Origin of the sequence: Pedobacter miscanthi, from assembly GCF_032678605.1 — a bacterium.
Taxonomy (GTDB): domain Bacteria; phylum Bacteroidota; class Bacteroidia; order Sphingobacteriales; family Sphingobacteriaceae; genus Pedobacter; species Pedobacter miscanthi_A.
Genome location: NZ_JAVTSU010000008.1, coordinates 187,018 through 211,552, shown reverse-complemented (window position 1 = coordinate 211,552; position 24,535 = coordinate 187,018). Strand labels below are relative to the sequence as shown.

Below are 24,535 nucleotides of genomic sequence, written 5' to 3'. Positions count from 1 at the left end.
TCAGAAATTTCTGAATGGTATTGTTTTTTTGAAATACTTATCGTAATATTGCGATATAAAATTATGGGACTTACAAGATCAGAAATATTCACCGACGAGCAGAACCAGCTTTCCACATTGCTGAAAGCAATTGCGCATCCTGCCCGCATCGCCATCCTGCAAAGAATCCTTATATCCAATACCTGTATCTGCGGGGATCTGGTAGAGGAACTGGGCTTAGCCCAGGCAACCATTTCGCAACACCTTAAGGAACTCAAAACAGCCGGGATCATTCAGGGAACGATCGAAGGCGTGAGTGTCTGCTATTGTATCAACCCTAAAACCTGGAAATTATTGGAAAAACGGTTGGGCACATTCTTTGGCTCGTACAAAGGTGAAACCAGCTGCTGTTAACCTTTTTTTATCTATATCAATCGTTAAATTGCAATATTATGAACAATACGGAACTGACCAACTGGCAAACATTTAAAGCCACATTAAAACAACATCCAGATTTAACCTTACAGTTCCAATATGCGGAAGGTAAATGGGTAGACGCTTCATACCATATTACCGAAATCAAACAGGCACCGATCGTATCTGTGGATTGCGGAGGAAAAATGAATACCTGGACAGAAATTATCGTACAGCTTTGGGAGCCATCTGTACAAGACAGCGAAAGAGCCATGCAGGTTGGCAAAGCCTTGTCAATTGTAAGTCTGGTAGAAAAATCTTTACCACTTAACCCACTGGGAACTGTTAAGATAGAGTTTGGAAATTCACAGTTTGATACCAGACAGATGTATCCCGGCGAATTTTTGATCGAGGGCGATAACCTGATCGTTAACCTTATCCCTGATTTTACGCAGTGTAAAGCAATCGAACGTGGTGGAAGTTGTGGAACAACAGCAACTGGCGAAGAATGCTGCGCACCAGCGGTGAAAGAAGAAAAACCAAAATTACAGATGGTAAACCTTGCTGGGGCGGGACAGTCCTGTGAACCCGGTTCGGGCTGCTGCTAATCAGCGTATGGAAATTATAGAATTACTCCCCTTGCACTGGGAAGAGGTTAGAATTATTTATCTACAAGGTATCGCCACTAAGCAGGCTACCTTTCAGACCGATGCCCCTGCATGGGAAGAATGGGACAATGGCCACCTGGCTGGTCTCCGCTATGTCGCTATCATTGATGGCAACGTGGCAGGCTGGGCAGCTTCAACCTCTGTTTCAGGCAGATGTGTCTATGCAGGGGTAACAGAAGTGAGCGTCTATATACATGAAGCTTTTCGGGGCAAGGGGGTAGGTAAGGCGCTATTGCAAAATCTGGTCACAGAAAGTGAGGCCAGTAACATCTGGACGCTGCAATCAGGCATCTTTCCTGAAAATACGGCCAGTATCGCCCTCCACGAAAAGCTCGGTTTTAGAAAAATCGGTTATCGCGAAAAGATCGGCAAGATGGACGGGGTATGGCGGGATACAGTGCTGATGGAACGAAGAAGTAAAATAACAGGACAAGAATAAAAACATGAAAAAAATATTAGTACTCTGTACAGGAAACAGCTGCAGAAGCCAGCTGGCAGAAGGTTATTTAAGGCATTTTGCCGGAAACAATGCAGAGATCTACAGCGCAGGGATTGAAACACATGGCGTAAATCCAAAAGCTATCGCAGTCATGGCTGAAGATCATATCGATATTTCGGGGCATACCTCGAACAATGTGGATGAATATGCCGGAATTGATTTTGATGCAGTGATCACCGTTTGCGATAATGCGAATGAAGCCTGCCCTTTCTTTCCGGGCAAGGTAGACCGCTTCCACCAGAATTTCCCTGACCCTGCAAAGGCAACAGGAACCCCCGAAGAAGTGATGGACGAATTCAGAAGGGTCCGCGAGCTGATCAAAGCCTATTCAGCAGATTTTGTAAACCAGTATATAAAGAGATAAACCATGAGTGCAAACAATTGTGCCCCCGTTGCAGAACGAAAAAAACTGGGATTTCTTGACCGTTACCTGACCCTATGGATCTTTATGGCAATGGCAATCGGGGTTGGTGTCGGCTATTTTATCCCATCATCTTCCGGCTTTATCAATTCCTTTTCCAGCGGTACAACCAACATCCCATTGGCCCTCGGCCTGATTCTGATGATGTACCCGCCACTTGCCAAAGTAAAATATGAAAAGATGGGCGAAGTATTTAAGGATACCAAAGTGTTGAGCGTTTCCCTGGTACTGAACTGGGTAATCGGCCCTTTGTTGATGTTCTTTCTGGCCATTACTTTTTTAAGAGACTATCCTGAATATATGGTTGGCCTGATCCTGATCGGTCTTGCCCGTTGTATCGCCATGGTGGTGGTATGGAACGAACTGGCAGAAGGTAACCGCGAATATGCCGCTGGCCTGATCGCATTGAACAGCATTTTCCAGGTATTGTTATACAGCGTGTTTGCCTATATATTCATTACCGTATTGCCGCCTTTCTTTGGCCTGAAAAGCCTTGAGGTAAATATAACCATCGGTGAGATCGCAAAAAGCGTGGGCATTTATTTAGGATTGCCATTTGCAATGGGTGTTATCAGCAGATATGCACTGATCAAACTCAAAGGTGAAAACTGGTTCCAGAAAAGGTTTATACCATTTATATCTCCTATAACCCTGATCGCTTTGCTGTTTACCATTGTCATTATGTTCAGCCTGAAAGGTAACCTGATCGTACAGATACCAATGGACGTGGTTCGTATTGCCATACCGCTGGTGATCTATTTCTCTATCATGTTCATCGTCAGCTTTTTTGCAGGCAGGTATTTCGGGGCAGATTATTCTAGAAGTACCTCTATTGCCTTTACTGCCACTGGGAACAATTTTGAACTGGCGATCGCCGTTGCCATTGGTGTGTTTGGAATCAATTCGGGACAGGCCTTTGCCGGGGTAATTGGGCCTTTGGTGGAAGTTCCTGCATTGATTGCCCTGGTGAACCTGGCCTTCTGGTTCAGGAAAAGATATTATACCACAACAGAGGCTACTAACTAACAAACAATTCTAAACACCTTTTCAGATATGAAAATTGCATTATTTTCTGACGTCCATGCCAATTTCCCCGCTTTTGAAGCCATGCTGCAAGATATGGACAGCCAAAAGCCCGATGCCGTATATTGCCTGGGGGATCTTGTAGGCTACCATATCTATCCCAATGAAGTCATTGATGAAATCCGCAGACGAGGGATTGCAACCTTAAAAGGCAACCATGACGAAAAAGTTGAAAATATCATTACCACTCCTGAAAGTTTAAATGAACCGGGCAAAAAATATGCTTATCACCTGATTCCTGAGGATAACAGGGAATATCTGACAACACTTCCGGCACATATCAGGTTAGAATATAAACTGAACGGTGAAAAACTAAACCTTGTTTTCGCACACGGCAGTACCAGGAGCATAGATGAATATATCCTGATAGACACAGATGCAGACTATGTTTTGGAAATGCTTAAAGAAGCTGAGGCAGATCTGCTTTTTGTCGGGCACTCGCACAAACCCTATCATAGAATCCTGGAAACGCCCGATGGACGGTTCAAACATGTGATCAACCTGGGATCCGCCGGAAAGCCTAAAGACGGTCACCCAAGGGGTTGTTACGTTATAGTCCATTTAAATGAAGGCAGTTCCTCAACCGATAAAAATAGTATCGAAATTGAATTCAGACGTGTTGAATACGATGTGGAAGCATCCGCCACAGCCATTATAAACAGCCCCCTGCCCAAAGAATTTGCTGATGCTTTGAGGCTTGCAAAATAATCCCAATCAAATGGACAATCAAATTTGAGGGTACCATGCTCTTATTCTTTATTTACATGCTTTGCAACCGGTAATATCAGATATTAACCGCGCGGGTGTCAGTAAATTTTATACTTTTACACCGTGAAATTCATTGCCCTGGTTTTATCTCTCATCATATTTACGCTAACCGCGGTACCATGCTGTGCTTTAGCGCGAGAAGATAGCCATGCACTCAAAACCGATAAAGCGGAAAAACATGCCTGCAGTGAACATAATGATAATTGCTGCAAAGGCTGTTCACCGTTTTATTTCTGCGGTAACTGTATCGGCTTTACCATCACTACACGTACAACGATTGTTTTTGCGGTCCAGCTCTTACCTGTTCAGCACAATACGGCTTATATTCCACTTGAACTCCAGGCTATTTCTATTTCCATCTGGCAGCCGCCCAAACTTTCGTAGTTTATTTTCCTATTGTCCTAAACGGACATATTTATCGAAATCATTATTTAAAGATCATTATGAAAAGAACGATTGTGGCCTTGGCTATACTGTTGTCTACAGTTACCGCCTTTGCCCAAAATACATATAAAGCCGTCATCAAAGACGCAAAGACAAATCAGGTACTTCCAGGAGCTACATTAAAAGTGCTTGGAACGACCATTGGCACTAAATCAGATAGTGCAGGTACTGCTAGTATTAGTGGAATACCTTCAGGTAAACAGATCATTCAGTTTAGTTATGTAGGCTACCAGACTAAAACAGATACGCTGACCTTTCCCCTTATTGAAACCAATGTTTTGATTGTTTTACTTACTGCCGCTGAAGAAGACGAGGACCTGGAGGATGTAGTGATATCAGCTACAAGGAGCAGCCGTACCATTGATAATATTCCTACACGGGTCGAGGTCATCGCCGGGGAAGAACTGGATGAAAAGGGAAATATGAAACCTGGCGACATCCGCATGATGCTGGCAGAAAGTACGGGCATCCAGACCCAACAGACTTCTGCGACCAGCGGAAACTCCAGTATCCGCATACAGGGACTGGACGGAAAATATACCCAGATCATTAGGGACGGTTTTCCGTTATACTCTGGTTTCTCTGGTGGATTGGGCCTGCTTCAGATTGCCCCATTGGATTTGCAGCAGGTAGAGGTGATCAAAGGTTCATCGTCCACCCTTTACGGTGGTGGAGCAATTGCTGGACTGGTAAATCTGGTTTCTAAAAAACCGACGGAAGCGCGCCAGCTTAATTTTCTTTTGAACGGTACTTCTGCTTTAGGGTTGGATGCCAGTGGTTTTTATGGGCAGAAATTTGATAAAATAGGTATCACGGTCTACGGTGCATATAACAAAGGGACGGCCTATGATCCTTCAGATGTTGGCTTAACGGCTATCCCCAAGTTTGACCGTTTCACCCTGAACCCCAAGTTATTTTTTTATTTCAATGATGCGACTACGCTTTCGGCAGGAATCAACGCTACAACTGAAAAACGGATCGGTGGCGACCTGGAATATGTGAAGGGAAATGGCAGTGCTGCCCATTCTTATTTTGAGGAGAATAAAACCGGGCGTTACAGTTCTCAGGTTGAATTGGATCATAAACTGAGTGAAAAGGAAAAGCTGGTTATCCGCAATTCAGTGAGCTATTACGACCGGAGTATCGGATTGCCAAATTACCTGTTTTCAGGCGTTCAGGTTTCTACTTATAGCGAGGCCAATTATAGCCGTAACGGCGAAAAAGCTGACTGGGTGTTGGGGATAAACTTTCTGACCGACAATTTTAAGGAAGACCGGAACAGTAGCAATGCACTCAGAAGTTACAATTATAATACCATAGGAGCATTTGCACAAAACACCTGGAACCTATCTGAAAAAATTAGTCTTGAATCAGGAGTAAGGGGAGATTACCACAATGAATATGGATTTTTCTTCTTACCAAGAATTTCCGGATTGTGGAAGATCAATGAACATTTTTCTACCCGCTTAGGCGGTGGTTTAGGTTATAAGGCGCCAACAGTATTTACCGAAGATGCTGAACGGATCCAGTTCAGAGATGTAGCGCCTTTGGATGTGGCAAATACAAAAGCGGAACGCTCTTATGGTGCCAACTATGATGTGAACTACCGTACCTCTCTGTTTGGCGGAAAGCTAGGATTCAGCATCAACCAGATGTTTTTTTATACCCGAATCAATAACCCGATATTGTTGACGGCCTCTAGTGGTAGCAATCTCACCTATGTACAACCGAAAGGCGATTTAGATACAAGAGGAATGGAAACTAATGCCAAAGTAACCTATGGTGATTTTAAACTTTTTATAGGTTATACGCTAGCTGATGTGAACCAGCACACGGGAAGCACCAGTACAAGTTATCCGCTGGTTTCAAAACACAGGTTAAATAATGTACTGATGTATGAGATTGAAGATAAATGGAAGATCGGTGCAGAGGCATACTATTTCAGCAAACAGTTGCTAAATGATGGTGCCACTGGTAAAAGCTATTGGACCGCCGGTCTGATGGCAGAAAAGCTTTGGGAACGGTTTTCAATTTTTGTGAATTTTGAGAATTTAACGGACACCAGGCAGACCAGCTTTGATTCGATATATACAGGAAGCATTACAAGTCCTGTTTTCAGGGACATCTATGCTCCTGTCGATGGGTTTGTGATAAACGGAGGGATAAAATTCAAACTTTAAACCTGGGGTAATTGACCTTTCTGTGTAGTTAATTCACATTTTAGCCGGGCCAGGGATTTGATATTTAAAAAATCCCTGGCCGGCTGATTTGAAACTGTCATCGCGGTTAAAAGCCATGTTCCATCAGAAGAGTCTATGCTGGCCGATAGGTCAGTTGTGTAAGGTTGAAGGTTACCCCTGGACTTGTCTCATCAATAAATGAAAGCTTCCTTCCCTTTTTACCCAGATTATATGAAGTTTTTTGGTTTGGGCAAAGGAGGTTTCCGGTTGCTTGTTCAAGTAGTGAAACTTTTGAATGATGGGTTGAAACCGGTAGGCTATGTTTATTTTTATTAAAAAGTATTAAATTTTTTCAAACCAGGACTAAAAAAAATTGTTCTTAAATAAATTTATATATTTGGTAAAATTTTGAAAGTGAAAATATCCAGTTTGTTTCTCTGCTTCATTATCGTAATACTCAGCTGCATTCCATGCGCTGACGTATTGGCTATGGGTAAGTCACAGGGGGGACCATTAACTGAAAAAAGCATAACAACACATTCTACAGAAAAAGAACGCAGTGATTTCTGTTCACCGTTCTGCGTTTGCTCGTGCTGTAACACCACTTCTGAAGTTATTTCTTCAACACCTCTTGTGGTAATCTCAAAACCAATAAGCTCAGAATATAATGAAGCTTACATGGGTGAGGTTATCTCTTTACCATTATCTGTTTGGCAGCCGCCTAAATTAAGTTAAAAATCGATCTTCATTTCGATGCTATGTTTTTGCCCGTAATCCATACGAGGCTACGCTGTGCATTGATCTGGCTTTTTTATTTTTTACTTAATTAAACAAATAATGCTGAAAAAAATTATTCAGTTTTCAATAGCGAACAAGCTTGTAATAGCCCTGTTCACTTTGGGGCTGATCGCATGGGGCGTATATTCCCTGAGACAACTTCCCATTGATGCCGTTCCCGATATCACCAATAATCAGGTTCAGGTCATAACCCTTAGCCCATCCCTTGCTACCCAGGAGGTAGAAAGGCTTATTTCCTATCCTGTAGAACAGACCATGTCCACCATACCTGAAATAGAGCAGGTACGCTCCATTTCAAGGTTCGGACTATCGGTTGTAACCATCGTATTCCATGATGATGTTGACATCTACTGGGCGCGGCAACAAGTAAACGAAAAGCTTGCCGAGGCCAAGAATAACATCCCATCAGGACTTGGTAATCCGGAAATATCCCCCATATCAACAGGTCTTGGGGAGATATACCAGTATGTAATCCATGCAAAGCCCGGATTCGAAAAGAAATTCAATGCACGCGAGCTGCGCAGCATCCAGGACTGGATCGTAAGGAGACAGCTCCTTGGTACGCCGGGCATTGCAGAGGTCAACAGTTTCGGTGGCCTTTTAAAGCAGTATGAGATTGCGCTTGATCCCGATAAACTGCGGAGCCTGAACCTGAGCATCAGCGATGTTTTCGCTGCCCTGGAACAGAATAACCAGAACACGGGGGGCGCCTATATAGACAAAAAGCCCAATGCCTATTTTATCAGGAGCGAAGGCCTGGTCGGCAATCTTGATGACATCAATAAGATCGTTGTCAAAAACAATGCGAACGGAATCCCGGTGCTTATCCACGATATCGCCACTGTACAGATCGGTAGTTCCATCCGTTATGGCGCACTTACACGTGCAACAAAGGATGGAGAAGGTGAGGCTGTTGGCGGTATAGTAATGATGCTGAAAGGCGCAAATGCCAATAACGTGGTAAAACAGGTAAAGGCCAAGATAGACAGAATCAGTAAAACTCTACCGAAGGGGGTAACCATTGAGCCGTTCTTAGATAGAAGTGCGCTTGTTGATCGTGCCATGGGTACAGTTGCCAAGAACCTGATCGAGGGCGCCCTGATTGTTATTTTTGTCCTGGTTCTTTTTCTTGGGAATTTTAGGGCCGGGCTGGTTGTTGCCTCAGTGATTCCGCTAGCTATGCTTTTTGCGATTTCCCTGATGAACCTTTTTGGCGTATCGGGAAACCTGATGAGTCTTGGCGCGATAGATTTCGGACTTATCGTCGACGGGGCGGTAATTATTGTGGAAGCCACAATGCACATCCTCTCTGGGAATAAGCTTGGCCGAGCCTACTCGCAGGCCGAAATGGATGAGCAGGTTGAGAAGTCCGCCGTCCGCATGATGAGTGCCGCTGCATTTGGACAGATCATTATCCTGATCGTTTATCTTCCCATCCTTGCCCTTGTAGGTATTGAAGGCAAGATGTTCGGTCCTATGGCACAAACCGTTTCCTTTGCCATATTGGGGGCCTTTATTTTGTCCCTTACCTATGTTCCTATGGTTTCCTCGCTTTTCTTAAGCAAAAAAGTTGCGCACAAAAAGAATTTTTCAGATCGGATGATGGATTTTTTCCAGCGCCGTTACACTCCAATGATCAAGTCTGCACTCAATAAAAGAGTAATTGTTGTGGCATCATCGGTTGTTCTTCTGGCCATCAGTGTTTTTATCTTTACCCGGATGGGGGGAGAATTCATTCCCACCTTGGAGGAAGGTGATTTTGCGGTAGAAACCAGGCTACTTACCGGCAGTTCCCTTTCCCAGACTATTGATAAGGTAAATCAGGCTTCAAAAATCCTTGTAGAAAAATTTCCAGAGGTGAAAGAAGTAATTGGTAAGGTTGGTGCTGCCGAGATTCCTACCGATCCCATGCCAATGGAAGCATGTGATCTGACCATAATACTCAAAGATAAAAAAGACTGGACCACTACCCATGATAGGGAAGAACTGGCCGAGATGATGAGTAAGGCACTTGAAGAAGTTCCCGGCGTGAGCTTCGGTTTTTCACAACCAATCCAATTACGCTCAAATGAACTTATCTCGGGAGTTAGACAGGATATTGGGATCAAAGTTTTCGGAGATGACCTCGAATCCCTTACCAGTATCTCCCAAAAGATCGGGAAAATTGTTTCGGGGGTAGAGGGCGCAAAAGATCTCTATCTGGAACAGGCAACCGGTCTGCCGCAGATTGTGGTAAAGATCAACCGTGACAGGATTGCACAATATGGATTGAGCATAGGAACGGTTAACCAGGCACTCAATACTGCTTTTGCAGGACAGTCTGCGGGGCTGGTATACGAGGGAGAGCAGCGTTACGATATCATTGTTCGCCTTTCCCAACAGAACCGCCAGGGTATTGATGATGTTAAAAATGTCTATGTGACTGCCCCGAACGGCAATCAGGTTCCCCTTGACCAACTTGCTGACATAGAGTTTAAGATAGGCCCTAACCAGATTCAACGTGAGGATACCAAACGGCGCATCATAGTGGGGCTGAATGTCCGTGGGCGTGATATCCAGAGTGTAGTAACAGAGATCGAGCAGAAAATAAACGAACAGATCAAAATGCCCGCAGGATATTACATTACCTATGGAGGGCAGTTCGAAAACTTAAAAGAGGCGACACAAAGGCTCTCTATTGCCGTTCCGGTTGCACTTTTACTGATATTGCTATTGCTGTATTTCTCATTTGGATCTGTAAAACAGTCGATACTGATTTTTTCTGCTATTCCGATGGCCGCAATCGGCGGAATATTTGCATTAATCCTAAGGGGAATGCCTTTCAGCATTTCCGCCGGTGTTGGATTTATTGCATTATTCGGGGTAGCCGTGCTCAACGGAATCGTACTGATTACCGAATTCAACAGATTGAAAAAAATGGATAAATATAGTATAAGGGACATTGTCCTCAAGGGAACTGCTATCCGTCTGAGACCTGTACTGATGACCGCAACTGTAGCCTCTCTTGGGTTCCTTCCAATGGCAATATCCAGTGCAGCAGGCGCTGAGGTGCAGAAACCACTAGCAACCGTAGTAATCGGGGGACTGATTACTTCCACCATATTAACCTTAATCGTACTTCCAGTGCTATATACTTATTTTGAAGGTTGGAAAAGCAAAAAAACTGCCCTTCCAACAACTGTAGTTACCCTAGCGGTGTTTTTTGGACTTTTCATTTTATCGGGACAGGCCCAGGCGCAGACGGTTCCCACCAAGGGTATGAGCCTTGAGCAGGCTTTGAGCACAGCATTGAGTAATAACCAGGCTGTGAAGTCCTCCACCCTGCAGATTGGCAGGCAACAGGCGCTAAGGGGATCTTCAACAGATCTGGGAAAGACCAGCTTTGAGGTGCAGTACGGACAGATGAATACCATCAAACGCGACAATAACTTTTCGGCTTCTCAGAACATACCCTATCCGGGTCTGTTCAAAAGTCAGCGCAACTTGTATGATGCGCAGATCAGGGGAGCTGAAATCGGCCTTCAGGTAACACAGAGAGAACTTTCCTATCAGGTGAAAAGCGTTTACGCCCAGTTGGGCTATTTCATTGCCCTTCAAAAGCTTTACAAAAGCCAGGACAGTGTTTACAGTAACTTTCTGAAGGCCGCCTCATTGAGGTACCAGGCCGGAGAGACCAACCTGCTTGAAAAAACTACCGCCGAAACTCAGTATAATGAGGTTCGCAACCAGATGAGCAAGAACGAAGCTGATATCCTCGCCTATACCGCCGAACTTAAGCGTTTGCTGAATACCAGAGAACAGATCAGTATCATGAACGCGGAATTTGGCCAGGTAGTCTGGAATGTTAGCCAGACTGATACCGTTACATCAGAAAATCCAATTCTTGCGCTGCAGGCCCAGCAGATAGATATTGCCGACAAGACGGTAAGGCTCGAGCGCTCACGCTCCGGCCCCGATTTCAGTATCGGCTATTTCAACCAGTCTATTATCGGAGCACAGAATGTTGGCGGTCAGGATCTTTATTTTAATGGAGGCAAACGTTTTCAGGGGGTTTCCGCAGGGATCTCCATACCGCTTTTCTTTAAGCCTTTCTCCTCAAGGATAAAAGCGGCAAAGATAGATAAGCAGGTAGCCGAAAGCGATTTTATCCTTTCCCAGACAGATCTTCGAGGAAGGTATGAGCAGGCCTTCCAGGACCTTCAGAAAAATTCCAGAAGTATCGCCTATTACAAGAACAGTGCCCTACCGAATGCCAACCTGATCCTAAAGCAGTCCCAGATTGCATTTCAGGCAGGGGAGATCGGCTATGTAGAATATCTGCAGGCTCTGCGTACCTACTCTGATATCCGCTTCAGCTATCTGGAGGCCATCAACCAATATAATCAATCAGTATACACATTACAGTACCTAAAAGGTCAATAACAATATAAAAATGAAAAAAATATTTAAAGCCCTCAGCCGATTATCTTACATAGGGGCACTGGCAGTAGTGCTTTCTTCCTGCGGCAGCAAGGAAAAAGATGGCGCTGGAACAGAAGCCCCTGCAGACAGCACGGCCACCGAGGAAAGCAACTCAGTAGAGCTCAGCCAGTCGCAGTTCAAGTCTGTAGGGATAGAGCTGGGAAGTCCCGAGCTCCGTGCACTCAGCGGTATGCTGAAAGTAAACGGCTTTATCGACGTGCCACCACAGAACCTGGTGAGCATTACCACTCAGATGGGCGGCATTGTAAAATCCACCCCGCTGTTACAGGGTACAAAGGTGAGCAAAGGTCAGGTTATTGCCATACTCCAGAATCAGGAATATGTGCAGATGCAACAGGATTACCTGGAGAGCAAAAGCCAGCTTGAACTTTCGGATTCCGAATACAAAAGACAACAGACCCTTGCCCAGCAGAACGTTAATGCACAAAAAACACTCCAACAGGCCAAAGCAGCTTATCTGGGAAATCTTGCGAGGGAAAATGCACTAAAACAACGTCTTCAACTGATCAATATCAATCCGTCCTCGCTAAACGCCGGCAATATCCGTAGCCAGATAAATATCTACTCGCCGATCAATGGCTATGTAACCAAGGTTAACGTAAATACGGGCAAATTTGTGGCCCCCAATGATGCAATGTTCGAGATCGTAAACAGTTCGAATCTCCACGTTGAGCTCAACGTTTTCGAAAAAGATGCACAGAAGGTAAAAAAAGGACAGAAGGTGCTTTTTTCACTCACCAATGATTCAACCCAGCGGACTGCTGTCGTACAGCTGGTAGGCGGTGAGATCAATGCCGATAAGACCGTGACCGTTCATGCTATTGCCCAGGGAAGCGCCGGGTTTATCCCCGGTACCTACCTTAAGGCTTTCATCGAAACAGGTGCCGTGCAGGTAATGGCTTTGCCATCTGCAGCGGTTGTAGACTTTGAGGGCAAAAAATACATTTTCGTCCAGAACTCGGCGGAAAAAAAGGCAAAGGAACCAGCAAAAAACGAGTCCGGAAACAAAGAGGGCGCCACTGAGGGCGGCCATCATTTTGAAATGGTAGAGGTTACAACGGGTATATCCGATGGCGGTTATATAGAGGTAACTATTCCTTCGGGACGGGATTTTACAGGCAAGGTTGTACTTAAGGGCACTTATGATCTGCTGTCAAAAATGAAGAACAGCGAAGAAGAGTAAAGTCCCCACAAAGAATTTTTAGTACACACATTGAATAAAAGGTGCCTCGTTAGGGGGGCATCTTTTTTAAAAAAAGTGAACCCACACGGGCAGAGAATACAGATAAAGCGGTTGCCCTGAATATTCAACAAAAATCAATTTACCCCGATATGGAAAACAAGAAGAAAAAATCCGACACCAAATCATCTGCCAAAAAGCCTGTAGTCCGGAAGGAAGGCTCAGATTCCAAAGAAACAAAAGAAAAGCCGGTAAAGGAAGAAACCAAAACTTCTTCACAGCCCATTTCCGAAAAACCATCCAGGAAGGGAAAAGAAGCTGAAAAGGAGAAAGAGGCTCATCTTGACCATGCTGAAGAGGAAGGTCATGATCATGAACATGGCGGGATTTTCGGGAAGAACACGGAAATGATCTTCGCCTTTATCTGTGGCGCGGCGCTGGGGATAGGATTTGGAATTTCTTTCATAGACGGTGTTCCCGAATGGGCAAGCCTTGCACTCTACATAACAGCCTATTTCTTTGGCGGTTTCTTTACGGCCAAGGAAGCAGTTGAAACTATACTGAAAGGCGGCTTTGAGATCGACTTTCTGATGCTGGTCGCCGCAATCGGCGCAGCGATCCTGGGGTCCTGGGCCGAAGGCGCATTATTGCTCTTCCTGTTCAGTCTGGGGCATGCGATGGAACACTATGCTATGGGCAAGGCAAGAAAATCTATAGCTGCCCTTACCAGTCTGGCTCCCCCGACAGCCCTGGTTGTCCGGGATGGCAAGGAATCTGAGGTGCGCATCGAAGATCTTCAGCTTGGAGATGTCATTATCATCAAGCCCAACAGCAAGATTCCGGCAGACGGAGTGGTTGTAAAGGGTGAGGGCAGTGTCAACCAGGCTCCTATTACGGGTGAGAGTGTGCCAGTGGATAAATCACCCGTACCGGACGCATCAAAGGACTATTCTGCCGAAAAAACCATCAAGCCCCAGTTCCGTGTATTTGCCGGAACAATCAACGGAGCCTCGGTTCTGGAGGTTAAGGTAATCAGGGAAGCCAAGGATTCTACCATCTCACGCCTGATCAAAATGGTAAATGAGGCGGAAAAACAAAAATCCCCAACACAGCTATTTACCGACAGGTTCGAAAAGTATTTCGTTCCGGTTGTACTGGTTCTGGTGACCGCACTATGTTTTGCATTCCTGGTTATTGATGAGCCGTTTAGCAAAAGTTTCTACCGCGCGATGTCCGTACTGGTTGCTGCCAGCCCATGCGCTTTGGCGATTTCTACCCCAAGCGCAGTACTTAGCGGTATTGCAAGGGCTGCACGTGGCGGAGTCCTTATAAAGGGAGGGCGGCCACTGGAAGATCTGGGCGAACTCAACGCCATCGCGTTCGACAAGACCGGAACACTTACCGAAGGCAAGCCCCAGCTCACAAACGTGATTCCACTGAACGACATATCTGAAGAGGAACTAATGGGTATTGCTGTTGCCGTTGAAAAACTCAGCGACCACCCGCTGGCCGAAGCAATTGTAAAAGGCGCACTCGAAAAGATGAAGAAAAAATCCGTTCCTGAGGCACATAACGTGAAAGGCATTACCGGAAGAGGTGTTCAGGCTGAGGTCAACGGTAAAAAAGTATTCATTGGAAACAAGGCCCTTTTTGAAAAGGATGGAATACCCGAAGATATTCTCAAACAGGTTGAAGAGCTGGAAAAGGGCGGACATACTTCAATGCTTGTCAGGGTCGATAAAGATTTCATCGGCATTCTTTCCCTTATGGATGTTCCCCGTGAAGAGGCAAAACATGTGCTTAAAGAACTCGAAGAGCTGGGGATCAAAAAAATGATTATGCTCACCGGGGACAACCAACAGGTTGCAGAAGCGGTAGCCAAACAGATCGGTGTAACCGAGGCATGGGGCAACCTTATGCCGGAAGACAAAGTCAAGGCAGTACAGAAACTCGCCAAATCAGAAAAAATGGTTGCGATGGTGGGAGACGGCGTGAATGATGCCCCGGCCATGGCCAAAAGTACCGTAGGTATCGCTATGGGCGCTGCGGGATCTGATGTTGCTTTGGAAACAGCAGATATTGCCCTGATGGGCGATAAGCTGGAAAGCCTTCCCTTTGCCATCGGGCTTAGCCGTAAAGCCCGGGGCATCATTAAACAGAACCTCTGGATTTCCCTTGGTGTTGTCGCCGCACTTATTCCACTGACCATACTGGGTGTCGCTTCGATCGGACCGGCAGTAATCGCCCACGAGGGATCGACGCTGGTCGTAGTGTTTAATGCGCTGCGCTTACTTGCTTACGACAACGGACATAATAAAAAAGCACCGAAAAAGAGGAAAAAATAAGGCATGTTCAAAAATGTTAAAAAATTCCTGAAGGCCCTGGGGCCGGGCATCGTTGCTGGTGCGAGTGACGATGACCCATCAGGTATTTCCACCTATTCACAGGGCGGTGCAAAATATGGTCTGGCGGCGCTCTGGACAGTGATCATCACGATCCGCCTGCAGGCTGCGGTCCAGGATTGCGACCGTATCAGGCTGACCACAATGCTTAGGAAACACTATCCAAAATGGGTATTGTACCTGTTGATCATATTCAGCGTGCTGGCAATCGTCCTGAACATTGGTGCCGATATCGCTGATATGGACGCTGTGGAGCATCTCATATTTCCTGCCGTTCATGCAATTGTTTTTAGTGTGCTCTTTACCGGAGTACCTCTATTCTTCATCATCTATCTGCCTTACTCGACACTTGGCTCAGTTCTGAAATATCTGTTCCTGACCCCCATGGAGATTCTTATCGGCACATGCCTCGACCTCAATCTGGGGTGCCTTTCCTTTGGTGCCTATAGATTTTATTTAAGAAAGAATTATGCAGGCTAAACAACTTATTTCATTAAACATACTGCTGTTTGCAGCGTTTCCGGTCGTCTTACTTATAGTCGGTGGCATGATCGTAACCTGGAAAAAGCCGACGGCTGCTGTGCAGAGTACGATCCTCCACTTTGCTGCAGGGGTAGTTTTTTCAGTCGTGGCAGTCGAGCTTTTGCCAGATATGATTAGGATCCATGATACAACCGCGATAATTATAGGTTTTACCTTGGGTATTTCGGCCATGCTTCTGATCAAATGGTATACTGCCAGGCTTGAGCTCAAAATGGGCGGAACAAACGACAGCAAGCTGTTGCCTTGGGGAATGCTTATTGCGGTAGGCATTGACCTGCTCTTGGACGGTCTTCTTTTAGGGATAGGATTTGCAGCGGGATCAAAAGAAGGAACCCTGCTTGCACTGGCACTTGCGATGGAATGCCTTTCGCTGGGACTCGCAGTAGGTACCAGGCTGACCAAGCTTGGAAGTTCCAAAAGGAGGCTGATCAGGGTGCTCTCGCTATTTGGCCTGGTTTTTCTATTGGGAACAGGGGGAGGTTTTTTTATACTGCATTTTACAGGAGAAAAAGTACTGGAACTTGTGCTCTCATTTGGTAGCGCAGCCTTACTGTTTTTAGTTACCGAGGAACTTCTTGTCGAAGCCCATGAAGAAAAGGATTCTCCATTTTTTACCGCGGCTTTTTTCTTAGGATTTCTTCTGTTTATGGTTCTGGGGCTCATTATTTAATCTAAACCGATGAATATTATCACTAATATCAGTCAGCTCGATGCGCACCATAAACTTTACCTCTCCCTGGGTGTTGCTCTTGCCGTCCTTGGTATTTGCTATGCTATGGAACTGGAAACCTCTGTCAGGTGTATGGTTGCATGGCTAAGCTATGCAACAACCAGCATAGCGCTCGCATGGACAACCATTAGCTCCTCGCATCCCAGTCAGATAAAACACGATGCCCATGCTCAGGATTCCAGCAGGACGCTCATTTTTCTTTTTGCCATAGCCGCTGCATTCGCCAGTCTTTTTTCCATTATTATCCTTTTGCGTGAGAACTCGGAAAAGACCGATCAGGACCTTTTTATGACTATCGTTATTCCGTTGCTCTGCGTGGTTAGCTCATGGTGGCTGGTTCATACCGTCTTTACCATGCGATATGCACATTTCTATTACTGTGACATCGAGCATGAGAAGAAAGGAAAAATAGAAAAGCCCGGAGGACTGATCTTTCCGGGAGGAGAAGATCCCGATTATATGGATTTTGTCTATTTCGCTTTCGTGGTTGGAATGACTTTTCAGGTATCTGACGTAGAAATCTCCTCCAGACGGATCCGAAGGCTTGCATGGATGCACGGTGTGCTTTCATTTGCCTTTAATACAGTAATAGTTGCCCTGACAATCAATGTGCTCTCGGGCATGATCCAAAAATAATTTAATATAAAACTAAAAACCTATGGACTGGACACCAGAAAATTTTCCACTTGAGATGAAGGACCTTGACCCAAGGGTAAGGGAAAAAGCGATCGAGATCGCCAACGAACTTAGAATTACCAAAGAGGTAAGCGAGCTCAATATTGTTGAGGTCGCCATCAACAGGGCCCAGCAATGGTTTATCAGCCTGGAGGGATAATGGCAGTGCAAAGATTATCCCCTGATCACACAAAATATAATCCAAACCGCGGAAAGGTATCCACAAGGCTCCTGACCGATCTTAAAACATTGAATAAAATGCAGACCAAAAGAAACAACAGGCCCAGGCCTGCTGCTGCCAGGGGTGGGGGAACAGCTCCAAAAAAGAAAAAGGCCAAGGGGCCAAAGAAATCGGTTTTCCTGATGGTATTTTATTGGATACTGGCGCTGCTGCTGGCACTCGCCATTTATTTTAAAGCCAAACATTTCTATAATTCACATTGGGACAAGGATACCAACGAAAAAAACAACGATTCTGTTATCAACACCCCCGGATCTAAAAAATAAACCATGAAGCAGATTTTTATGAAAAGCCGATATAGTGTACTATATTCCTTTATCTTTTTCTTCATCTGTGTCTCGACCATGCTGAGGATCAGTTTTACTGCGATTTCGCTCGGAAAGGCGGGGCTGGGATTTGGAGAAATCCTCACCGCCTTTGCTAAAGGATTCGTCTTCGATCTTGGGGTGGCCACATATTTCAGTGTATTTTATGCACTTTACCTGCTCATCCTTCCCCAAAAATGGAACAAGACTGGATTTAACAAGGTGTTTACCCATATCCTTCTTTTTCTGATGGTCTTGATTTCGGTATTTTCTTTTTTCGCAGAATTTACTTTTTGGCGGGAATTTGAGAGCCGTTTTAACTTTATAGCAGTAGATTATCTGGTCTATACTTATGAGGTTGTGCACAACATCAACGAGTCCTATCCGCTGCCGCTTTTGATTTCAGCTGTTGTCATCATCTCCCTTTTATGGAAATATCTTATGAAAGGGGCGTTCAGGAAGAGCTTCGAGTCTGCTACACCTTTTGCCCGTCGATCGGTAAATACAGCCCTGATCATTCTGACAGCAATATTCTATACGATCGAGATAGATAACTCCTGGGGGGATAAAAGCGGTAACCGTTATGCGGCAGAAATTTCCAAAGCAGGGATATATTCTTTCGTAGCGGCCTTCAAGGCGAATGAACTTAGCTACGATCAGTTTTATCCGATGCTCACAAATCAGCTTGCCTTCAATTTGGTAAGAAAAGAACTCTCCTCTCCCTCTAGCAGGTTTATTTTCAAAGGTACTTCGGTACGTAGATCGGTTCTGGCCGGTAATGGCCAGACGAAACCCAATGTCATCATGGTGGTCATGGAGAGTTTCAGCGCTGATTATATGGGCACTTTTGGCAATACACAAAAACTGACACCTGTTCTGGATTCGCTGGCCAAAGAGAGCATCCTATTTGAGCGCATGTATGCAACAGGCACCCGTACCGTGCGAGGGATGGAGGCGCTTTCCCTCGCCGTTCCGCCAACACCGGGGAACAGTATTGTAAGGAGGAGCAATAATGCAAACCTGAGCACAATAGGCAGTATTTTTTCCAAACGTGGGTATTCCACAGGCTTTTTTTATGGCGGGGACGGTTACTTTGACAATATGAACCAGTTTTTCGGCAGCAATGGCTATGACATAACAGATAGGGGAAGGAAGCTCACAATGGGCGATGCCTATCTGGGAAAGCGGACCATCCTGACCGATAGCGAAGTGAGCTTTGAAAATGCCTGGGGCGTATCGGACGGGGATCTTTTCGCTGCGGTAATACGTGATGCGGATAAAAGGCACTCGTTAAAGAAGCCTTTCTACGATTTTGTCATGACCACTTCCAACCATCGGCCCTTTACCTATCTCAAAGGAAAGATAGATATCCTACCAGGCACGGGAAGAGAGGGCGCAGTAAAATATACCGATTATGCCATTGGGGAATTTTTAAGACAGGTCCGGAAAAAGCCATGGTTCAGCAATACCGTGTTTATATTCGTTGCCGATCACTGCTCGGAAAGCGCGGGAAAGAACGAGATTGATATCTCCCGTTACCATATCCCGGCGATGATATACAACCTCAATGGACAGCCCCCTTCAATAATTCCCAGCCTTTGCTCACAGATAGATCTCTATCCAACCTTGTTCGGCCTGTTGAAATGGGACTTTGAGAGCAATAACTTCGGTATGGATGTTAGATCAGCCGGGTACCGTCCAAGGATCTTGCTAGGGACCTATCAAAAGCTCGGTTATCTCCGTAGCGACACCCTTGTGGTACTCAGTCCAAGGAAGCCTCCGCAGAGCTATCATTATGATTTCAAAACCAATACACAGACCTCGGCGAAATCTTCTGAAACACTTGGAAGGGAAGCCATTTCTTATTATCAGAGTGCCTATTATCTCTTTAGGACAGGCGGATTAAAAAAATAAGAATATTATGAATTATTATCAGTTATTATTGATCTGTGTGCTAGCGGGGTCTGTGATCCTGCTAACAGGTAAATACTTTTTTAAGCGCAGGCGCAGAAACATCTTCAGCATGCTTATTGGAGATGTTCAAGCTTATGTAAGCTATCTTTTTGAGGAGCACTGGCAGACTGACCTGGCATACCACGATCTGGATCATACCAGACTTGTGGTCAAAAGGACCCAGGAAATCGCTTCCAATTTTCGCCTGGATGACCTTCACGAATTCATACTTTTCTCTGCCGCATGGTTTCATGATACCGGGCAGCTGACTGGGCCTCCTGCCGGCCATGAGCATCGAAGCGTGCGACTGATGGAAGAGTTTCTTTCAGATAAAGGGATTGCACCGGATATCATTTCCGCCATTGGCCGCTGCATACTCTCCACCTCCATTCCGCATAGCCCTAAGAATATCCTTGAAGAAATTATCTGTGATGCGGATACCTATAACCTGGGCAATGAGGAATTTCTCATAACCGATGCAAAGGTTGCGCGCGAAATGCACAAAAGGGCAGGTGTGGACCTAAGCTATTGGGATAAAAAAACACTTGCATTTCTATCTGCACACCGTTTTTTTACGCCTTATTGCAAGTCTATGCTCTCGCAGGGAAAGCAAAATAATATCTTTCTGGTGAAAGAGCGCATAAAAAATAAACCAAACTAAAAAGACCAAATGGATCTGGACAACGAATGGAATATACTTCTTAGGCTTCTTGTCGCATTTTAAAAATAGGTTGACACCCCGAACTGCACCGCTCCGGTTCTGGCAGGCGGGTTTCCAAGGATATCCTTCTGCCACTGTTTTCGGTAGGAAAACCTCAGCACGGTTTGTTGCCTTGGCCTGAAACTGATGCCGGGCATTACACTGAAAAGCTCATCACCAATATTCCCGCCGGTCTCCCTGAACTTTCCCACATTCCAGTCCACATACTCTACCCTGCAGGCTAAACTTATAACAGAATGCTGCCAGCCCAGAATCGTTCTTTTGATCACAGGCTGAACTATATCCATATATCCGCCCATCTGACGGCTCCCGAACTGCTGGGAATAGGTGTCGGGAACATCGACCTTGATCCACGCCCATTCTGCAGTGATAAAGGTCTTAAGTTTGGGAAGTGTAGTGTTAAAGTCTATGGCGAAAACATTTAACCTGCGTTTGTCATCGATAACAATCCCGTCCGACTGCCATTTATTGTAAACACCTCCCATATAGGATACGCCGAGTTCGCCTATATTGTTCCTGCGTACCGCAACCTTTCCCGTTAGAAGCGGCTGCCCGCTTGCAATTTCTTCAAACCTTTCCGGATTCCTTTTTGAAGCAGCCAGAGAGGTTCTATTTTCAGGGTTTGCAATAATGGAATCGTCAAAGCTGCTTGTGGCATATAACTCGTAGCCCAGCATCCAGTCACCACTATAGTTCTTGCCATAAATCCCGAATCCTGCACTGCTCCAGGTTGCAGGCAGCATCTGTGTCATGGCGATCGGACGGTCGGTGAATTCCCATTTAGGACCGTCATGGTTCTGGTTGAATGCACCAATGGGATTCAATATCATTCCACCCCTTAAATTAAGCAAGGGGTGCAGTTCCAGATCCAGCGCAGCAAATTCAACCGCTATTTCTTTTTCAGCAGGTTCAAATTCGATCTCGGAAAGGAACTTGATGCGCTTGGAAATGGTTGAGGCTACAAATAGCGTCATCCTTCTGAACTGGAACTGCTGTCCTTCAGAGATCCCATCGGTACCCTGATACTGCCAGTTAGCTTCCATGTATCCGCCCACCGACACCGGAAGTTTTCCCACGGCAATAAAAGGCCGTTCATAAACTGCATCCATATTGAGCGAGTTTTTTGCGGTATCACCGGGTTTGGCCCTTAAAAGTTTCGGGTCGATCTGGGCAAAAGCCATCTGACCGATACCAATAGATATGATTAGCGTAAAGAGTTTTTTCATACTGCCTTTAGTGAAATTTTGATCCTGGTTTTTTCTATGGTGATGGGGAAGGTTCTTAAGTTTGCTTCTGCCGGACCATTTGTCATTCTGCCCTTATTATCAAACTCACTTCCATGGGCCGGACATTGAAGTCTGTCTCCGAAAGCCTGGAGCTCGGTTCCCTGGTGGGTGCACTGCATCCACAGTGCAGAATAATTCAGTTCATCATGCCGGTATATACAGATTGGATATCGGAGCAGGTCATTGCTGACTACAATGTATCTTTTGAACTGGACATTTTTTCCCTGTCTGAGCTCAAAGTCCTTCATTTCTACGACCAGGTTATCCCCTGCAATCTCGCCCGTCGCCGGCACCAGGCTGCTGCATCCACTGATCAACGTGGTGATCCCAAGGCCTCCAAGGCAGGCCATTCCACAGCCTTTTATAAAATCTTTTCTTTTCATTTCTATAGTGATTCTAAAAATCTGAGCATCGCGTTTTTTTCTGCCCCTGACAGCTGGTTGAACCTGTTGCGGCTTGCAGATGCCTCTCCTCCATGAAGGGTTACCGCCTCTTCGATGCTTTTTGCCCTTCCATCATGCAGCAGATGATAAGATCCCCCCTGTGAATTTATCGAGAGTCCCAGTCCCCATAGGGGCGGGGTTCTCCATTCGAAGGTTTTTGCCGATCCTTCCGTGTAACCATCATCCAGGCCAGGTCCCATATCATGGAGCAACAGGTCGGTATAGGGGTGAAATTCTTTGTTGGACAGAGCATCCACTGGGGAAAAACCTGTTTTTAGGGTAGGCTTGTGACAGCTTGAACAGTTGATCTTTTCGAACAGTTTCCTGCCGGTTTCAACTTCCGCATTCCCCGCATCGCGCTGTATGGGCGCTTTTAGAGCCTGTAGATAAAACACCACGTTATTCACTGTAAGTGTGGGGATTTCAGGATCAATCGCCATCCGTGTATATGCATCAATGGGGTCAAAGCTTGAAGTGATCCCGATATCCTGGTTGTAGGCATTCACGGTCTGATGGAGCAGGTTATATGCTGCCGCCTTTTTCCCAAAACGATGGATATATTTTCCGTTCAGTGCAATAGCATTGTTAAGGGCCTGAACATACGCGGGAAGTATTGCATAGTTTGGGACACCAGAAATGCCGTCGTTATCCAGATCCTGGGGGTCAGCCATAGATAGTATATCTGCATCGGCTACCAGTTCGAGAAAGCCAAGGCCGGTATTGGCAGGCGGTGTAAATTTTGAAAAGGTGGCCCCTGCTGGGATTTGCTCAGGTTGGTATCCGGGAATAGCCCTGTTCTGCAGTTGTGGGCCTCCCTGGTTCAAAAATTTATTGCCTGTTTCATCGGTCTGCCCGAAACGAACCAACGTCGTAAAGGGATGGCCTTTGCCGTCACCCGCATGGCAGCTTCCGCAGCTGGTCGCAACAAAGCCAGGACCAAGACCATTCTCAGGGGTAAATATCTCATTGTTGAAGGCTGCATCTCCCAAAGCGAACCGTCTGAGCTGTTCATAGCTGAGTCCTTCTACCGGGCCATCAAGAATTTCATCCTCTTTTGGAGAAGAAGGGATTATCTTCTCACAGGACACCATTATAGCAACCAGGCTCATAAGTGAAAGCATGACAATGGGTAATCTTTTCTGCATGTTATCTGATTTTTTTGTAAATCTAATAATAAAAATAGAAAAGACTAAAAATAAATTTAGATTTATCTAAATTTATTTTTAGATTGATTTTAATGATTGTGAATTATAATGCACTACTACTAAAATGAGCTGCTTTTTTAACAAGAGCACGGAATGCAATATTATAAATCGAAACAATAAATCATCGATCACTTTCAAATCAGGAACTTGACAGGATAGGGTATTTTGTTGGCGGATGCTACCGTTTATCCTTTGTAAACAGACGTAATAAGGCAAGGCAATGGTGCCGAGATTCGGAATTTTAAAATTCTTTTTGAATTTTGGTTGAAAAGTTTGGTTTTAGGGCTGGAATACGGTTATCCTAGATAAAAAACAATACTCGGGATATTTGCCCCAAAAAAAAAATACAAGAGTAAATACCTAAAACCTCGAGGTTATGCCTTTATCTTTTGGATGAAGCCAAAAAATTAAAACCAAAATTGCTTTTTTAAATTGTGCCCATGGCTTAAAATATATACTAGTCTAAAATATTGATGTTAGAATATCGGATTAGTTATCTTTATTTCGACAAAAAAGTGGCTCCCATCTCCTGGATCCTATTCAATTTTGAATCTGTAAGGGTAGTTATATTCAAGTCTTGTTAAAATATTGACTAATCCTCCATGAAAACCTTGGGGTAACTCTCCATCTTTCTGAAGGTTATAGGTAGAAATAGTAAGTGTGAAACCATTCATGACAATGTCTATCTTCGCTGGGTCTTGCTTTTTGTGGATGTTTCCATGCTTGAAAAGGTTTTTCGCTAGGGTAAGTAACATCAATGGTATGAGTCTGTATTCTCGGGCAGCTTTAGAGTGAGTGAATTCTACGAAAACCCTCTCCTTAAATCTTAATTTATAAATCCTGATAAGGGATTCTAATTGCAATATTTCCTCAATACGAAATGGCTGTTGATTGATGTGACTTGAATTAACCGCAAATCGGATTAGTCCAGAAAGATCAATTATCGCCCGAGCTGCACTAGCTGGGCATTTCGGCAAAAATGGCCAGCCGTTCCGCGTTCAAACTGTCACCCCATTTCGCTTTAAATTCACTACGGAATTAGTTGGTCAAAGCTACCGAAATCTCTAGATATAGCCTATAGTCAAAATTTTCAAAAAATGAATATTCTTGGCTTT

Annotated in this window: 22 protein-coding genes; 19 read left to right on the top strand and 3 right to left on the bottom strand. The window is 45.1% G+C overall.

What is annotated here, in order from left to right; genetic code table 11:
• The first annotated feature begins 63 nt into the window (after positions 1–63).
• The 19 genes from R2R28_RS13925 (at position 64) to R2R28_RS13840 (ending at position 20,426) form a co-directional block, all read left to right on the top strand.
• Complete coding sequence (locus R2R28_RS13925; protein ID WP_316826292.1) at positions 64–393, top strand: metalloregulator ArsR/SmtB family transcription factor; 330 nt, start codon at positions 64–66, stop codon at positions 391–393.
• 38 nt (positions 394–431) lie between these two features.
• Entirely contained in the window at positions 432–1,001 is a 570-nt protein-coding gene (locus tag R2R28_RS13920) for a DUF6428 family protein (protein WP_316826291.1), read from the top strand.
• Positions 1,002–1,008: 7 nt separating this feature from the next.
• Entirely contained in the window at positions 1,009–1,500 is a 492-nt protein-coding gene (locus R2R28_RS13915) for an N-acetyltransferase family protein (RefSeq protein WP_316826290.1), read from the top strand.
• Positions 1,501–1,504: 4 nt separating this feature from the next.
• Positions 1,505–1,924, top strand: a complete 420-nt coding sequence (locus R2R28_RS13910; RefSeq protein WP_316826289.1) for an arsenate reductase ArsC — start codon at positions 1,505–1,507, stop codon at positions 1,922–1,924.
• Between the two features lie 3 nt (positions 1,925–1,927).
• The gene (gene arsB, locus R2R28_RS13905; RefSeq protein WP_265836288.1) at positions 1,928–3,007 is read left to right on the top strand and encodes an ACR3 family arsenite efflux transporter; all 1,080 of its coding nucleotides are present in this window, start codon (positions 1,928–1,930) and stop codon (positions 3,005–3,007) included.
• Positions 3,008–3,034: 27 nt separating this feature from the next.
• Positions 3,035–3,772 (top strand): metallophosphoesterase family protein, encoded by a 738-nt coding sequence (locus R2R28_RS13900; RefSeq protein ID WP_316826288.1) that lies wholly within the window; start codon positions 3,035–3,037, stop codon positions 3,770–3,772.
• Between the two features lie 123 nt (positions 3,773–3,895).
• Positions 3,896–4,216, top strand: coding sequence for a DUF6660 family protein (locus R2R28_RS13895; protein WP_316826287.1), 321 nt, complete (start codon positions 3,896–3,898; stop codon positions 4,214–4,216).
• 59 nt (positions 4,217–4,275) lie between these two features.
• Complete coding sequence (locus R2R28_RS13890) at positions 4,276–6,456, top strand: TonB-dependent receptor (protein WP_316826286.1); 2,181 nt, start codon at positions 4,276–4,278, stop codon at positions 6,454–6,456.
• 414 nt (positions 6,457–6,870) lie between these two features.
• Complete coding sequence (locus tag R2R28_RS29175) at positions 6,871–7,191, top strand: DUF6660 family protein (protein ID WP_410479178.1); 321 nt, start codon at positions 6,871–6,873, stop codon at positions 7,189–7,191.
• Between the two features lie 102 nt (positions 7,192–7,293).
• Complete coding sequence (locus R2R28_RS13885; RefSeq protein ID WP_316826285.1) at positions 7,294–11,676, top strand: CusA/CzcA family heavy metal efflux RND transporter; 4,383 nt, start codon at positions 7,294–7,296, stop codon at positions 11,674–11,676.
• Positions 11,677–11,686: 10 nt separating this feature from the next.
• Positions 11,687–12,919, top strand: coding sequence for an efflux RND transporter periplasmic adaptor subunit (locus tag R2R28_RS13880; RefSeq protein WP_316826284.1), 1,233 nt, complete (start codon positions 11,687–11,689; stop codon positions 12,917–12,919).
• A 149-nt stretch (positions 12,920–13,068) separates the two neighbouring features.
• Positions 13,069–15,261: a heavy metal translocating P-type ATPase gene (locus R2R28_RS13875; RefSeq protein ID WP_316826283.1), complete on the top strand. Its 2,193-nt coding sequence runs from the start codon at positions 13,069–13,071 to the stop codon at positions 15,259–15,261.
• A 3-nt stretch (positions 15,262–15,264) separates the two neighbouring features.
• Positions 15,265–15,798 (top strand): divalent metal cation transporter, encoded by a 534-nt coding sequence (locus tag R2R28_RS13870; RefSeq protein ID WP_316826282.1) that lies wholly within the window; start codon positions 15,265–15,267, stop codon positions 15,796–15,798.
• Complete coding sequence (locus R2R28_RS13865) at positions 15,788–16,531, top strand: transporter (RefSeq protein WP_316826281.1); 744 nt, start codon at positions 15,788–15,790, stop codon at positions 16,529–16,531. The genes R2R28_RS13870 and R2R28_RS13865 overlap by 11 nt, the downstream gene beginning before the upstream one ends.
• A 9-nt stretch (positions 16,532–16,540) precedes the next feature.
• Positions 16,541–17,227, top strand: a complete 687-nt coding sequence (locus tag R2R28_RS13860) for a DUF1345 domain-containing protein (RefSeq protein WP_316826280.1) — start codon at positions 16,541–16,543, stop codon at positions 17,225–17,227.
• A 22-nt stretch (positions 17,228–17,249) separates the two neighbouring features.
• Entirely contained in the window at positions 17,250–17,426 is a 177-nt protein-coding gene (locus R2R28_RS13855) for a hypothetical protein (protein ID WP_167398035.1), read from the top strand.
• Between the two features lie 98 nt (positions 17,427–17,524).
• Positions 17,525–17,773, top strand: coding sequence for a hypothetical protein (locus R2R28_RS13850; RefSeq protein WP_316826279.1), 249 nt, complete (start codon positions 17,525–17,527; stop codon positions 17,771–17,773).
• A gap of 3 nt (positions 17,774–17,776) precedes the next feature.
• Positions 17,777–19,726 carry an LTA synthase family protein gene (locus R2R28_RS13845; protein ID WP_316826278.1) on the top strand — a complete coding sequence of 650 codons (1,950 nt, stop codon included), beginning with the start codon at positions 17,777–17,779 and terminating at the stop codon, positions 19,724–19,726.
• 7 nt (positions 19,727–19,733) lie between these two features.
• Positions 19,734–20,426, top strand: a complete 693-nt coding sequence (locus tag R2R28_RS13840; protein ID WP_316826277.1) for a metal-dependent phosphohydrolase — start codon at positions 19,734–19,736, stop codon at positions 20,424–20,426.
• A 59-nt stretch (positions 20,427–20,485) separates the two neighbouring features.
• Here the strand turns inward: R2R28_RS13840 and R2R28_RS13835 are convergent, their stop codons facing one another.
• From R2R28_RS13835 to R2R28_RS13825, 3 genes are read right to left on the bottom strand one after another with little or no spacing between them, the layout of a single operon-like run.
• Positions 20,486–21,712 (bottom strand): hypothetical protein, encoded by a 1,227-nt coding sequence (locus tag R2R28_RS13835; protein ID WP_316826276.1) that lies wholly within the window; start codon positions 21,710–21,712, stop codon positions 20,486–20,488.
• Positions 21,709–22,155 carry a ubiquinol-cytochrome c reductase iron-sulfur subunit gene (locus R2R28_RS13830; RefSeq protein ID WP_090985871.1) on the bottom strand — a complete coding sequence of 149 codons (447 nt, stop codon included), beginning with the start codon at positions 22,153–22,155 and terminating at the stop codon, positions 21,709–21,711. Before R2R28_RS13830 ends, R2R28_RS13835 begins: the two co-directional genes overlap by 4 nt.
• A gap of 2 nt (positions 22,156–22,157) precedes the next feature.
• Positions 22,158–23,360 (bottom strand): di-heme oxidoredictase family protein, encoded by a 1,203-nt coding sequence (locus tag R2R28_RS13825; protein WP_316826275.1) that lies wholly within the window; start codon positions 23,358–23,360, stop codon positions 22,158–22,160.
• Positions 23,361–24,535: the final 1,175 nt, after the last annotated feature.